Annotated in this window: 12 protein-coding genes and 1 riboswitch; of the genes, 5 read left to right on the forward strand and 7 right to left on the reverse strand. The window is 41.8% G+C overall.

Annotated features, from left to right (window positions below; translation table 11 throughout):
• Positions 1 to 9: 9 nt before the first annotated feature.
• The 3 genes from ACXAEY_RS13030 to ACXAEY_RS13040 form a co-directional block, all read right to left on the reverse strand.
• Positions 10 to 588 (reverse strand): ECF transporter S component, encoded by a 579-nt coding sequence (locus tag ACXAEY_RS13030; RefSeq protein ID WP_270181598.1) that lies wholly within the window; start codon positions 586 to 588, stop codon positions 10 to 12.
• Complete coding sequence (gene tenA / locus ACXAEY_RS13035) at positions 585 to 1,277, reverse strand: thiaminase II (RefSeq protein WP_270181597.1); 693 nt, start codon at positions 1,275 to 1,277, stop codon at positions 585 to 587. Before tenA ends, ACXAEY_RS13030 begins: the two co-directional genes overlap by 4 nt.
• Positions 1,278 to 1,393: 116 nt before the next feature.
• A riboswitch (TPP riboswitch) is annotated at positions 1,394 to 1,496 on the reverse strand.
• 48 nt (positions 1,497 to 1,544) lie between these two features.
• Positions 1,545 to 2,672 carry a histidine kinase N-terminal domain-containing protein gene (locus ACXAEY_RS13040; protein ID WP_474812417.1) on the reverse strand — a complete coding sequence of 376 codons (1,128 nt, stop codon included), beginning with the start codon at positions 2,670 to 2,672 and terminating at the stop codon, positions 1,545 to 1,547.
• 142 nt (positions 2,673 to 2,814) lie between these two features.
• Between ACXAEY_RS13040 and ACXAEY_RS13045 the strand changes: the two genes are divergently transcribed.
• The 4 genes from ACXAEY_RS13045 to ligD all read left to right on the forward strand — a co-directional run bounded on the left by ACXAEY_RS13045 (position 2,815) and on the right by ligD (position 6,984).
• Positions 2,815 to 3,684, forward strand: a complete 870-nt coding sequence (locus ACXAEY_RS13045; RefSeq protein WP_474812419.1) for an SDR family oxidoreductase — start codon at positions 2,815 to 2,817, stop codon at positions 3,682 to 3,684.
• Positions 3,685 to 3,941: 257 nt separating this feature from the next.
• Positions 3,942 to 4,784 carry a non-homologous end joining protein Ku gene (gene ku, locus ACXAEY_RS13050; protein ID WP_474812420.1) on the forward strand — a complete coding sequence of 281 codons (843 nt, stop codon included), beginning with the start codon at positions 3,942 to 3,944 and terminating at the stop codon, positions 4,782 to 4,784.
• A gap of 35 nt (positions 4,785 to 4,819) precedes the next feature.
• Entirely contained in the window at positions 4,820 to 5,749 is a 930-nt protein-coding gene (locus ACXAEY_RS13055) for an ATP-dependent DNA ligase (RefSeq protein ID WP_474812422.1), read from the forward strand.
• 11 nt (positions 5,750 to 5,760) lie between these two features.
• Positions 5,761 to 6,984 carry a DNA ligase D gene (gene ligD, locus ACXAEY_RS13060; RefSeq protein WP_474812423.1) on the forward strand — a complete coding sequence of 408 codons (1,224 nt, stop codon included), beginning with the start codon at positions 5,761 to 5,763 and terminating at the stop codon, positions 6,982 to 6,984.
• A gap of 37 nt (positions 6,985 to 7,021) precedes the next feature.
• Here ligD and ACXAEY_RS13065 read toward each other — a convergent pair whose 3' ends face one another.
• From ACXAEY_RS13065 to ACXAEY_RS13080, 4 genes are all read right to left on the reverse strand, one after another.
• Positions 7,022 to 8,041, reverse strand: a complete 1,020-nt coding sequence (locus tag ACXAEY_RS13065) for a LacI family DNA-binding transcriptional regulator (RefSeq protein ID WP_270181591.1) — start codon at positions 8,039 to 8,041, stop codon at positions 7,022 to 7,024.
• A gap of 168 nt (positions 8,042 to 8,209) precedes the next feature.
• Positions 8,210 to 9,052 (reverse strand): sugar ABC transporter permease, encoded by an 843-nt coding sequence (locus ACXAEY_RS13070; RefSeq protein ID WP_270181590.1) that lies wholly within the window; start codon positions 9,050 to 9,052, stop codon positions 8,210 to 8,212.
• A 1-nt stretch (position 9,053) separates the two neighbouring features.
• On the reverse strand, positions 9,054 to 10,337 hold the full coding sequence (locus ACXAEY_RS13075) for a carbohydrate ABC transporter permease (protein WP_474812426.1): 1,284 nt from the start codon (positions 10,335 to 10,337) through the stop codon (positions 9,054 to 9,056).
• Between the two features lie 95 nt (positions 10,338 to 10,432).
• Complete coding sequence (locus tag ACXAEY_RS13080; RefSeq protein WP_270181588.1) at positions 10,433 to 11,716, reverse strand: extracellular solute-binding protein; 1,284 nt, start codon at positions 11,714 to 11,716, stop codon at positions 10,433 to 10,435.
• Positions 11,717 to 12,000: 284 nt separating this feature from the next.
• On the opposite strand from ACXAEY_RS13080, the gene ACXAEY_RS13085 reads away from it, so the two are divergent.
• On the forward strand, positions 12,001 to 13,737 hold the full coding sequence (locus ACXAEY_RS13085) for a glycoside hydrolase family 13 protein (RefSeq protein WP_474812428.1): 1,737 nt from the start codon (positions 12,001 to 12,003) through the stop codon (positions 13,735 to 13,737).
• Positions 13,738 to 13,868 lie beyond the last annotated feature (131 nt).

Raw genomic sequence — 13,868 nt, forward strand, 5'->3', positions numbered from 1 at the left:
GCTGCCTCCTTACTTATCCAATGCTTTGAAGTCCTCATGACTAGCAGGTCTTACAAGGCTTGTCACCCCTGTTTTTTCAAGAGCTTCCACAAGGAAGTAAGCAAAGATTCCGGCGATCAGTATACCACCAAGAACTCGAGCTGAGATCAATAATAGCAAGTTCCACAGTGCGAGATCTAAAATGTAACCGTAAGCTACATCCATGATCAAGGAACCTGCAGCTGCTGCAATTCCACTAAGAGCAGCTACAAATGCCGTGTAGCGCTTATATCTAAACAGCGCAAAGACAAGTTCAGTTCCAAGACCTTGAACGATTCCATATAGAAGAACAGAGAGACCATACTCTGAGCCGACTAGAAATTCACCTGAAGCCGCTGCTGTTTCGGCAAGCAGTGCTACACCTGGCTTTCGTAAGATCAACATTGCGACTGTTCCTGCTATAAACCACATGCCATATACAATGTCCCCAACATGAAGGCCAAATGGTTTCACAAGGTTATAAACGGGGCCCCAGAGTTTATAAATGATACCAAAAACAAGTGCGATGACGATGGTGATCAGAATATCTGAAAGTTTCAACCTTTTCATATCCGCTCCTCCTCCAGGATTGGAACAGGCCACTGTTCAATCGTATATGCCATCTCCCAAAAACCATACTCAAGTTGACAGCTTTGAATATAAAGGTCTCTCATCCTCTTAAGCTCAGCCTCCGTAGCTGATTTAGCTCTTTCGTCCACAATTTCCCTCAGCTGATCTGTTACGGACACCATCTCTTTTTCACCGTAAAATGTGATCCAATCGTAAAATGGATGATCTTTCCTTGGAGAAAGGTCTTCAATCAGTCGCTGTCCAATCTCTTGATACGTCCATGGACAAGGAAGTAGAGCAGCAGCAATATCACCTAATGATCCAGAATGAGCTGCATCGAGCATGTGTCTCGTATAATGATGGGCAGTTGGGGCGAGCGGAAATCCTTGCAATTCATCGTACGTCACGCCTGCCACGTTACAGAAGTTCGTATGAGGGTGGACTTCACTGTTTAAGACAAATGAGATTTGTTCATTGAAGAATTCCATCTCCTCTCTCTTTTCACATTTCGATAGTGCAATCCCATAAATACGAGCAAACGTATTCAAGTACTCGAAATCCTGCTTCACATAATGAATAAGCTGCTCTTTTCCCAACTTGCCTTCAGCGATGCCTCTCACGAACGGATGTTGGTAAATGGCCTCAAAAATTGGTTCTGCTTCTCTTCTAATTTGATCAGTAAACAACATAAAAAACTCCTTTCCGCTTATCATCCGCCTGATGAAGAGGAAAGGAGCTCACATGCACGAACATCAACATTTTTGAAGCAAAACAAAAACCGCTCCAAAAATGGAGCGGTTGCGTTATGCATCCGTCTCCACTTTCCTCCGCTGGCGCTAACCAGATCAGGTTCAAAGGGTCCAGGTATTCCTGTCTCAGTCATGTGAATGACTCCCCTAGTGGACTATAAGCATTTCATATTATAATCTTAAAGCTACTATTCATTTCTTCCTCTGTCAACAATTTTCTGGTAGTTTAATTACGAATGTTGTTTCATCTTCATTGGAACGTACAGAGATGGTTCCATTGTGTTTTTCAATAATTTGTTTACAAACCGAGAGCCCAAGGCCTGTTCCGAGCTCCTTCGTACTAATAAAAGGCTCAAATATACTTTCAACGAGATGAGAAGGGATCGGCTCGCCGTTGTTCGTAATTTGAGTGATAACCCACTCACCCTCCTTAAACCCCTCGACCACTATCTTTCGTGACTCTTGATCGTTCTCACTCAATTCTTCTATCGAGTTTATCATGATATTTAGAACAACTTGTTTAAGCTGTTCCTCAACGCCGCAAACGAACAATTCTTTAGAAACCGTTGTGATCACTTCAATATTAGATTCAAGGAACCTCGGGTATAACACTTCGACAGAGTACTCGAGCAAACTAGTCATGTTCACCTTCGACGGCGTATCGTCAATTCCACGCATCTTTGAAAGGAATAAAAATTGACGAACTTTTTCTTCAAGATTGTTCATTTCTTCATTGATAATTTCAAAATAGTGGTTCCTCAGCGTCTCATGCTGCTGTCCTTCTAAAAGTTTGAGAAACCCTTTTATCGATGTGAGAGGGTTACGAAATTCATGAGCGAAGCTAGCCCCTAACTGTCCAAGAATCGTAAGTCGATCGCTGTGCATCTCTTTAATAAACAAATTCTTATCTTGAATGATACTATCTTTTTGCTTCGTATATTCGGTCACTGAATGGTAAAGGTAAGAATTAAAATAATCATTGACCTTATCTAATGCTCTCGATAGATCATCGCGATTGAATTCCGATTCATTCAATACAGAAATCACCACTGAACGACCTGAATTAATATTCGCTACGAATTCACCTATATTCACATTCGCTTGAATACGCTCCGTTGCGATTTTCTTGGTTAGCGTGACGATCCAACTTTCATCTTCTGTCAAAATAAAATGAGAAATCAATTCTACCGTTCGTTTCCCGTTGTTTATGATTTCTTCATAGTAAGGATCTTCTTTCGAGAGCTTTGCGATGTTTAGCCACTTTTGAACAATTTTTGGCTGGCTATCTTTTAAAAATCCTGCGAGTTGTTGTTCAAACTGTTTATCATTTTCCATGGCGTTCCCTCACTGACTACTTATGCTTGTTCTAGTTTATCATGAAATACTGATTCCTACATGATAGAAGCAATGTTTGAAAACTAACAGGAATGGTAATCACTACCATAGGTAAAATTATTCTTGAGGAGATGATCTGATTATGCGACCAGATTTTAAACAAACGGATGGTCAACCAGCTCAACATCAAAACCATCAACCAGGCTCACAAGAAGAAATGAATCCAAAGCCATTGATTGAAAACTGGGATTACAAAGGGTCTGGCAAGCTTACGAATAAAGTTGCTCTCATTACGGGTGGTGACAGTGGGATCGGTGAAGCTGCCGCTCTCGCCTATGCGAAAGAAGGAGCTAAACTCGCAATCGTTTACTTAGATGAAGAAGAAGATGCTCAAAACACGAAAAAACTCATCGAGGAGCATGGCGCTGAATGCCTCCTGCTCTCGGGTGATATCGGTGATGAAGCATTTTGTCAAAGCGTGGTCAACCAAGTGATCGAAGCTTATGGCACCCTTGATATCCTGATAAACAACGCAGCCGAACAGCATCCTCAGAAAGGGTTAGAGGATATTACTGCAGAACAGCTTGAGAAAACGTACCGAACGAACGTGTTTTCCATGTTCCATCTAACAAAAGCCGCTCTCCCTCATTTGAAAAAGGGTAGTGCAATCATCAACACGTCTTCCATAACAGCTTACGAAGGAAACGAACAGCTGATAGACTATGCGAGTACGAAAGGTGCGATCACGTCCTTTACAAGGAGCATGGCAAAATCGCTCGTAGGAAAAGGTATCCGTGTGAATAGCGTTGCTCCCGGGCCAATTTGGACACCATTGATTCCATCCACTTTTTCAGCAGATAAGGTGAAGAACTTTGGAACGAATACACCGATGGGACGCCCTGGACAGCCAGAAGAACTCGCTGCTGCTTATGTGCTTCTTGGTTCCGACGACTCTTCCTATATGACGGGGCAAACCATCCACATTAACGGCGGACAGTATATGACTTCATAGTTCCAAACCAATCCTCCCTTTTTTGGGAGGTTTTTTCTTTCGCTAATAAAAAGGATATTCGGACAATAAAACGAGATTCTGGACAATAAAAAGGATTTTTGGCTAATAAATTTGTCTTTTAGACAATAAAGCTCTCTTACGGGCAAATCCCACTCCTCTTTCTCTCCAAATGATGCCCGATCACCTCCTTTTCTCTGCATGCTTTATCGTTCATGAGACATTCTAACAGTATAGAGAAGCTGAAAGGATTGAATATCATGCATACGATGTGGAAAGGCTCGATAAGCTTCGGTTTGGTTAATATTCCGATAAAGCTATATTCCGCTACAGAAAATAAAGATATCAAAATGCGCTACCTTCACGAGAAGTGTCATACGCCGATCAAATATGAGAAAACATGTCCTCACTGTGAAGAAGCACTTGAATCAGATGAAATCGTGAGAGGCTACGAGTATGAAGACGGTAAGTTCGTGATCATCGAAAGAGACGAGATCGAAGCGCTCGCTCAAGAAAAAAACAAGTCTGTCGAAATTGTGGACTTTGTTGAACTAGATGACATCGACCCTGTGTATTTCAACCGCTCCTATTTTATAGGACCGAACGAAAATGGCAGCAAGCCCTATACTCTACTGAAAAAAGCAATGGAAGCGTCGGGAAGAATCGGTATTGCAAAAATTACGATACGTTCAAAGGAACACCTCGCTGCCGTTCGTGTATACAAAAATGGATTGATGATGGAAACGATGTATTTTCCTGATGAAGTGCGTGAATTAGATCATGTACCTGATTTACCAGAAGAAATGGATTTAAGTAAGAAAGAATTAACGATGGCGCAGCAGTTAATCGAACAGCTAACAACTGAATTCGATCCTTCTCAATACAAAGACGAGCGACGAGAAGCTATCATGGCTCTGATTCAGAGTAAGATATCTGGTGATGATATTAAAGTCGTGAAAGAAAAACCAAAGAAGAATGTTGTTGATCTGATGGATGCCCTTCAGGCTAGTTTAGAGCCGGCGGATACTGGCTCAAAGGCAAAGTCAGAGCAAAAGAAGAAAAAAGTATCTGTGAAGAAAAAGAAAGAAAAAGAAGCGAACTAGCATGCTCGCATAGGCACGTGAAATGAGGACTTAAAATGAAACCGATCAAACCATTTGAACCAGTATCTTCTACCACGATTCCACCTTCTTATCTTGCTCAGGTGAAGTGGGATGGCGTGCGGGTTTTAGCCTATTTCGAACAAGAGTTAACGCTTTTTAACCGCTCTCTTAACGAACGTACTAATACGTACCCCGAGCTACACGATCTGCCGGATTTAGTAAAGGCGAAGTCATTTATTTTTGATGGTGAAATCGTAGCTCTAAACGAAAAAGGTGAACCTTCTTTTCATGATGTCATGCGCAGAGACCGACTAAAAAAAGACCACCAAATCGCAAGAGGTGTTGTATCGAACCCGATCTTCTATATGATTTTTGATGTTGTCTATTGGGATGGTGAATGGGTTAACGAACGTCCATTGTTTGAACGGCTCGCTCTTTTAAAGAATGGTCTCGAAGAAAACAATTCGATAAGAATCGTTCAAAATCACGAGGATGGTAACAAGCTCTACGAGGTGATCAAAGAAAAAGGAATGGAAGGCATCGTATGTAAAGATGTTAACAGCCCTTATGTAATCAATGGAAAAAGTGCAAATTGGATGAAGATCAAGAATTACAAAGACATTTATGCTCTTGTGTGCGGTGTCACGTTTCGAGGGAAATCAGTCAATACGTTGTTGTTGTGTTTGTACGACTCTGATAAGAAATTACGCTATATCGGAAGTGCTGGGACGGGGAAGCTGAAGAGCGATGAGATCGCAGACTTTTCTTCAACAATCGAATCACTACAAGAAGCGACGCCACAAGTTATTGATGGCCCTCAACAATCAGGTGTCACTTGGGTTTCTCCTAAGATCATTGTAAAAGTTACCTACCTTGAATGGACGAGTGATCATCGCCTGCGTCAACCTGTCGTTCAAACAATTGTCGAAGGTGATCCTACTGATTGTACGCTTCAACAAACTTAGGAGGGGCGTTAATGGAACAGGTATTGAAGGAAACCCTCTCTCATGGTGGTAGAGGAGTCGTTATTGTTACTGGGTATCACGAGATACGCGCGGAATTTATCGCATCGATTATGAAAGATGATGTGGTTACATTCATCGGATTTTTTTCGCAAGGTCTTACGAAACAAGAGTTTGAGAGCTTGCTTAAGACCATCGAATCAAACCAATCGCACCGTGATGGAGAAAGCATTTCAGTAGCTCCTGGAATATGCGTTGAACTTTCTTTCAAGGGTATGAAAAATGGCGAACTCACCGATACTTCATTTCTTTCTTTTACACTCGACACTGATTATCAAACGTGTACGATCGAGAAACTGATCCTAGACAACTTGCCTCATAGAGAAGACGTTTCCATCACACACCCTTCGAAACAATACTGGTCTCATGTAACGAAGAGTGATTATATTTCTTATCTAATGCATGTCTCCCCTTTTCTACTACCGATGCTGAAAGAGAAGCAATTGACTGTTATCCGTTACCCTGACGGTGTGGATGGAGAGTCGTTCTATCAAAAGAACTGTCCTGACTATGCTCCCGACTTTATTCAAACAAGTAGACATGATGACATCGACTACATTGTGTGCAATGATTTATCAACGTTAGTTTGGCTAGGAAATCAGGGGACCATTGAGTTTCATATCCCCTTCCACACACGCAGGTCATCGAAGCCCGTTGAAATTGTGTTTGATTTAGATCCACCTGACGAAGAATCCTTTCATCTCGTCATTTTAGCTGCGAAGGAGATCCATGCTATCCTCTCCTCTTTAAAAATCGTGAGTTTTCCTAAGCTCACAGGAAGCAAAGGCATACAGATCCACATTCCGATAAAAGGGTTAACCTATGAGGAAACAAGGGTGTTCACTTCGTTTGTCGCAGATTACCTTGTCGAAGAGCACCCTTCCTCATTTACTGTGGAACGGTTGAAACGAAACCGTCATGGAAGACTGTACGTAGACTTCCTTCAGCATGCGGAAGGTAAAACGATGATCTGTCCTTATTCAACAAGAGGAAAACAAAACCCAACCGTCGCAGCACCTCTTTTTTGGGAGGAGGTTACTGATTCTTTATCTCCTACTTCGTTTACTATCGAGACTGTCCTTGAACGAATACAGGAGAAGCCTTGTCCATTTGATAAGTACTATGGTGAAAAGAACGAACCACTTAACGTGATCATCGATAAACTCCGTGAACGATAAAAAAACCTGCTGAGAAATTCTCAGCAGGCTTCGTAACCTAAAGCGTTTTTACAGACCATCGTTCAACGAGCTTATGCGGGACACAAACACGCTTGTTGCTCGACTCTGCATCTTCAATCTTTTCAAGTAAACAAGTAACAGCCTGATAGCCTAGTTGAAAAATATTAATATCAACTGACGTTAGTGGCGGACTTGCATATTCTGCAAGCATCACATTATTAAAGCTGATGATGGAAATATCATCTGGGACCGATAGTCCGATCTCATCTAACTTGCTCATGATTCCAAGCGCCATTAAATCATCCGCTACGACTAGTGCCGTTGGAGGCTCTTCAAGTGAGCACAGTTCCATCACGGCTTCATGTCCGCCTTCCTTCAGAAACTCCACATGCACGATATACTCATCGCGGTACGTTAAATTTGCCTCACGCAATGCTTTTTCATAGCCACTCAACCGATCTACCGTCACAACTAAGTCGAGCTGGCCACCTACGAACGCTACTCGTTCATGCCCTCTTTCGATCAGATGTTCCGTCACGTCTTTTGCGGCCCTGAAGTTGTCGTTATCCACATGTGTTACTTCGTCAGGATACTTGAACGGCTTTCCAATCACTGTAAACGGAAACTGTTCCTCTTTTAAAAACTTCATGATCGAGTCATCGATTCTAGAATAAAGTAAGACGATTCCATCTACTCTTCTTCCATGAACCATCCCTTTCACAGCATCCAGAATCTCTTCTTCCTTGGAACCGGTCGACATGTAAAGCGTAAATTCATTTTCATGTGCTTTTGTGCTGATTCCCCTTAAGACTTCTGGAAAGAAAGGGTTTTGAAACACTTTATCTGCTGAACTAGGCATGACGACACCTAGCGTTTGTGTGCTTCTGTTCGCTAAGCTACGAGCGTTATAGTTCGGGTGATAACCGAGTTCTTCCATCGCTTCACGAACGCGGCGCTTTGTTTTTTCACTGATTCTCGGATTATTTGCAATGACACGAGAAACAGTGGATGGGGCGACATTTGCTAACTTTGCTACATCTTTAATCGTTACTGCCACTGGTTTCCCTCCTGAACAACAGGCAAGTCGCTGCCAGTCACACCGGTCAAGCTTCTTCCGTTGTTTGTTACTTTCTTATTGTAAACGATTCCACTTTTAAAGTACAAAATGAATTAAGAAAGGAGAAAGAAGATGGCATTCACCTAATTCCTCTTCCCCCTTTATGACTTACCCTTTTGTTCCTCCTGCTGTTAGACCGGAGATAAAGTAACGCTGTAGCGATAGGAATAGAATGGAGATCGGGATTGCAATGAGAACAGAGCCCGCTGCGAAGGTTGTAAACTCATTTCCGAACTGATCAGAAATCATTCGATATAATCCCACTGCTAGTGTAAATTTCTCTTCACTTCTCAAAATAATCTGTGCAAGGATAAAATCAGTAAATGGTGTGATGAAGCTAAATAGTGCTACAACTGCTAGGATCGGCTTTGCAAGTGGCAAGATGATCTGCCAAAAAATTCGGAAGTGTCCTGCACCGTCGATACGAGCCGACTCATCGAGCTCTTTCGGAATCGTATCGAGATACCCTTTCGCAAGCCACGTATTCATCGGCAACAAGCCACCAGCATAAACAAGGATCAACGCAAAGTGTGTATCAAGGAATCCTGTGATATAAGCAAGGACATAGATCGCGATTAATGCTGCGAAGTTAGGAATCATCTGCAAGATCAAGAATGTCATCAGACCATTTTTACGTCCAACGAAACGATAGCGTGAAAACGCATATGCCATGCAAGAAATCATAGCGACCGCAATGACCATCGTTATGATACAGATCTTCAGTGTATTCCAATACCAAAGTAAGTAATCACTTTCAGCAGTATTGAAAAGATCTTTGTAGTGCTGAAGCGTTGCATTTTCAGGAATGATCGATGAACCAGACAAACTATCACCCGGATTGAAGGAAGAACCGACAATCCATGCTACTGGGTATAGGATGATGATACAAGCGATAGCAATAACAATATAGGACAGTGTTAAACGGATGGTGTTCTGCATTTTTGTACTCATATTACATCATATCCTCTTCTTGGAATGATTTCGTTCTTCTAAACTGCCACAATGCAACCGCGATAACGATCACGGAAAGGATCATGGTAATTGCTGCAGCTTTACCATACTGTGCTGAAGTAAACGTCAATTTATAGATCCATGAGATCAAAATATCAGTCGAACCAGCAGTTTGACCTGAAACAGCAGGTCCACCTCCATTGAACAGATAGATCACGTTAAAGTTGTTAAAGTTAAACGTATACTGTGTGATCAGAATCGGTGCGATCGCGAAAAGAATCATTGGGAGCGTAATCGCTCTGAACTTTTGCCAGATCGAAGCACCATCGACTGTTGCAGCTTCGTATAATTCGTTTGGAATCGACTGAAGTACACCCGTAACCATCGCAAAGATGAACGGGAAGCCTAACCAAAATTGTATGAGTATTAAAGCTACTTTGGTCCAGAAAGGATCCGTTAACCACGGAATACTATCTACTCCAAATGCAGCTAAGATGTCATTGTTGATGGCACCGAACGTTTCGTTGAACATTCCTGCAAAAACAAGGATCGATACGAAAGCCGGTACTGCCCATGGCAAAATGAAAATTGTTCGAATGATGCCTTTGAATTTAAGGTCTTTCTGGTTCATCAAGACGGCTAGGAAAATACCGATTGCGATTTGACCAGTTGTTGCGACGAACGTCCAGACGATCGTCCATGAGAATACGTCTAAGAACGTATTACGCCAAATATCCATACTAAAGATGTCGATGTAGTTTTGGATGCCAATCCAGTCTACTAGATTAGCAGGTGGCGAGTGATAAAGATCATAGTTTGTAAACGATAGTAGAATTACGAAAAGAATTGGAAAAATAACAACAAAGATTAATAGAAAGAATCCAGGTGCAAGCATTAAATAAGGAAAACCTTGCTCAGAAACATTTCGATACTGTTCTCTTACTGAGTTAAGTGGAATGCCAAGGTCACGATTTCTTCCGTTCAAGTAAGCATCCCGAAGGTTCAAGAAGTAGATCAACAACCCGATCGCAATGACGAGAATCGCGATGATCCCTTGCGTTAAAAGGAAAATGGAGTGATCTCTTGGTAACTTTTCTCCTAGCGTAACGATTCCCCATAGGCCGATATTGATTAGATCAGCAAAAGCAACCGCAAATGAAATGGTTAGAATAAAGAACATTAACCCTTTCAAAAGCTGCTTGTTATAAAATTGACCCAACCCTGGTATGAGGGACAATGCTAATGCAATTTTTCGATGTTTAGTTTGACTTCCATTTGCCTCCATCGTGATGGCAATCCCCTTTCTCCCCTCACTTTGTCACCCTTTAAAGTGAGAAGCAGCACTCCGTTTCCGGAGTACCGCTTTTAGTTTTCTTTACCTTAATTGCTGTGGTTTTGTTCGATTTGAGACTTGATTGTTTTCGTAGCTTCTTCAAGTGCAGGCTTAGGATCTTGTTTTCCAGTCGCTACTAATTGAAGTGCAGATGCTGCTGGTCCCCAAACTTCTGCCATTTCAGGAATGTTAGGCATTGGAGTACCATACTGAGATTGAATTGCAACTGCGCTAGCAGCTTCATTGTCAGCGATTACAGGATCTTCGATAAGAGATTTAACTGGAGGAATTTCACCAGTTTCTTCATAACGAATCTTACCGTTTTCTGCATTTGCTACCCATTCGACTAGCTTAGTAGCCCACTCTTTGTTCTCAGAGAAGTTACTTACATGCCAGCCTTTAACACCGATAAACGTCTTGAAGTTTTCACCGTTAGGAAGTTTAGGCATCGGTGCTACACCGATCTCGATTCCAGCATCTTTGTATCCTTGGAAGGACCATGGACCGTTCATTACAGATGCAGCTTTTCCTTCGTTAAAGAGACCATCCATCGTAGATCCACCGTTTTCACCGATAAGACCTTTAGGGAACAGACCTTCTGTGTACCATTTCTCGATATATTCTGTACCTTCAACAGCACCTTCGTTTGCTAAACCAATATCTTCTGGGTTCAGACCTTCATCAGAACGATCGAATACATAACCGCCGTATCCAGCTAGGACTGCGTTTGCGAAGTAGAAGTTATCCCAAAGTGCAAGGAAACCATACTGCTTGTCCTTTGTGTAATCTTTTGCGAAAGTGTAAACATCATCCATTGTTTCTGGAGCTTCGTCCATGATTGCTTTGTTATAAATAAATACTGGTGTTTCAGTCGCTTTTGGAAGTCCATAAAGCTTACCATCGTATGTTTGTGCTTGAATAGAAGATTCAGTGTAACGATCAACAACTTCTTGATCCACTTCGATTGGTGAGATCAATCCTTCTACAGCAACTTGTCCAATTTGGTCATGAGGTAGAGTTAGAACGTCTGGACCAGTACCCGCTGGGCCATCAAGACGAATTTGCTCTCTGATTTCATCAGCCATTCCTAGTTCTTTAAATTCAACTTTAATACCATATTCTTCTTCGAAACTCTTAATTGCTGGTTCAAGCGCAATGCCTTTATCTTTATCTTCCCATACAACTAGTTTCTCAGGTTTGTTAGCATCAGCGTCTCCTTCAGAACCTCCGCCTTCGTTCGTAGAAGCGCTTTCATTGTTTTGCGGACCACAAGCAGCGAGTACGCCGATTGCTAAGACCAGTGTTAGAAATAAGGCAAAAAACCTTTTCATTTCCTAAACCCCCTCTAATTTTTACGATAGTTATGCTGAACCGTGAAAACGATTGCACTAACTTTCTATAACTAATTATACATGTAGCGGAATTTTTAGCAACCGTTTGCACAAACTTTTTTGAAATTTTTTTATTCTACATTTCTTTCGTTTATAAAGGGATTTGACTAGTTCTCTATAATCTTCTACATTTAATCTAAGAGTGCGTATCAGACTTCGTTTCGTTCGATAGGTACTTTTATACTAACAATTCATGCAAGCGATTGCATTCAGGAGGGGACAATTTGCAAAAAGAAGCGATCTATCATCGACCTAAAAACAACTTCGCTTATCCTTATGACGATGAAACGCTACACATCAAACTACAAACGAAGAAAAATGATGTAACAGCTGTATCACTCATACATGGGGATCCTTATGATTGGAAACAAGATGGCTGGCAATCTAAGAAGCAACCTATGACCCTATCAGGTTCAGACGCTCTCTATGATTATTGGGATGTTGCGATCAAGCCTCCATATCGCAGGCTTCGATATGGGTTTCACTTAGAGGACGATCAAGAATCTTTCGTCTTCACTGAAAAAGGTTTTTACACAGAACAACCAGCTGATACGAACGATTACTTCAGCTTTCCCTTCTTGAATAGTAAAGACGTATTCCGTGCACCTGAATGGGTCAAGGACACGATCTGGTATCAAATCTTCCCTGAGCGGTTTGCGAATGGAGATCCTTCCATCGACCCAGATGACAGTTTACCGTGGGGAGAAGCCGCACCAACACCAACAAACTTTTTTGGCGGAGATTTTCAAGGCATCATCGATCACCTCGATCACCTTGTTGAACTTGGCATTAACGGGATCTACTTCACCCCTATCTTTAAAGCTCAATCTAATCACAAGTACGATACAATCGATTACATGGAGATCGATCCACAGTTTGGTGATAAAGAAACGTTTAAAGAACTAGTAAGACTCTGTCACGAAAAAGGAATAAAAATTATGCTCGATGCCGTATTCAACCACAGCGGCTATTACTTTGAACCGTTTCAAGACTTACTGAAGAACGGAGAAAAATCCCGCTATCGTGATTGGTTTCACGTTCGCTCGTTCCCAATCGAAACAGATCCGTTACCTTCATATGATACGTTTGCATTTCAACCAGCGATGCCTAAACTCAATACGGAGAACCCGGAAGTACGTGACTACCTTTTACAAGTTGGTCGTTACTGGGTTGAAGAATTCGACATCGATGGATGGCGTCTTGATGTTGCGAATGAAGTGGACCATGCTTTTTGGCGTGAGTTTAGAAACGAAGTGAAAAAAGTGAAGCCAGAACTCTATATATTAGGTGAAATTTGGCATGATTCGATGCCATGGCTCCAGGGGGATCAGTTCGATGCTGTCATGAATTATCCTTTCACGGCTGCAATTCTTGATCATTTTGCACATCAAAAAATTTCAGCTACAACGATGGCAAACAGACTCACTTCACTGATTCATTCTTATCCAGCGAATGTGAATGACGTTGCATTCAACCTTCTTGGGAGCCATGACACTCCGAGGTTGTTAACGCTCGCGGGTGAAAACAAAGACCTCGTAAAGCTCATGTATTTGATGCAGCTATCGTTCCCCGGTACACCTTGTATCTACTATGGAGACGAAGTCGGTATGACGGGAGGGGCTGACCCTGGCTGCCGATACTGTATGGTATGGGATGAAAAAACACAAGACAAAGATCTATTTGTATTCCTTCAAAAGCTCATCTCTTTAAGGAAAACGCACGATGCATTCGGGAGTGCTGGGTCATTTGAGTTGTTAACAGATCATGAGAAGATTACGCAATATGTGAAGCGAACAGAAAAAGAAACGTTACTGTTCCTATTGAACAATGACGACTCTTCTTCTACCCTTTCCACTTCAAACTTTGGTAGCCATGCGAAGAGTTTGTTAAGTCATGAAGAAATCGATGTGAATCATGTAGAGCTCAAACCTTATGGCTATGAGATCATCTCACTAACCTAATCGCAAAAAGCTTCTGGATTTTATTCCAGGAGCTTTTTTGTGTTCAAAAAACACTTCCATATTGTGAAAGCGCAACCACCTATACCCAGCCTGCACTTATACGAATTTAGAATTCCATCCATGTCAGATTA

The sequence above is a fragment of the Anaerobacillus sp. ABA4_114 genome, from assembly GCF_056159065.1.

Coding starts and splice junctions, on each gene's coding strand:
- ACXAEY_RS13030 (WP_270181598.1), bottom strand. CDS start 588: ATGAAAAGGTTGAAACTTTCAGATATTCTGATCACCATCGTCATCGCA.
- tenA (WP_270181597.1), bottom strand. CDS start 1,277: ATGTTGTTTACTGATCAAATTAGAAGAGAAGCAGAACCAATTTTTGAG.
- ACXAEY_RS13040 (WP_474812417.1), bottom strand. CDS start 2,672: ATGGAAAATGATAAACAGTTTGAACAACAACTCGCAGGATTTTTAAAA.
- ACXAEY_RS13045 (WP_474812419.1), top strand. CDS start 2,815: ATGCGACCAGATTTTAAACAAACGGATGGTCAACCAGCTCAACATCAA.
- ku (WP_474812420.1), top strand. CDS start 3,942: ATGCATACGATGTGGAAAGGCTCGATAAGCTTCGGTTTGGTTAATATT.
- ACXAEY_RS13055 (WP_474812422.1), top strand. CDS start 4,820: ATGAAACCGATCAAACCATTTGAACCAGTATCTTCTACCACGATTCCA.
- ligD (WP_474812423.1), top strand. CDS start 5,761: ATGGAACAGGTATTGAAGGAAACCCTCTCTCATGGTGGTAGAGGAGTC.
- ACXAEY_RS13070 (WP_270181590.1), bottom strand. CDS start 9,052: ATGAGTACAAAAATGCAGAACACCATCCGTTTAACACTGTCCTATATT.
- ACXAEY_RS13075 (WP_474812426.1), bottom strand. CDS start 10,337: ATGGAGGCAAATGGAAGTCAAACTAAACATCGAAAAATTGCATTAGCA.
- ACXAEY_RS13080 (WP_270181588.1), bottom strand. CDS start 11,716: ATGAAAAGGTTTTTTGCCTTATTTCTAACACTGGTCTTAGCAATCGGC.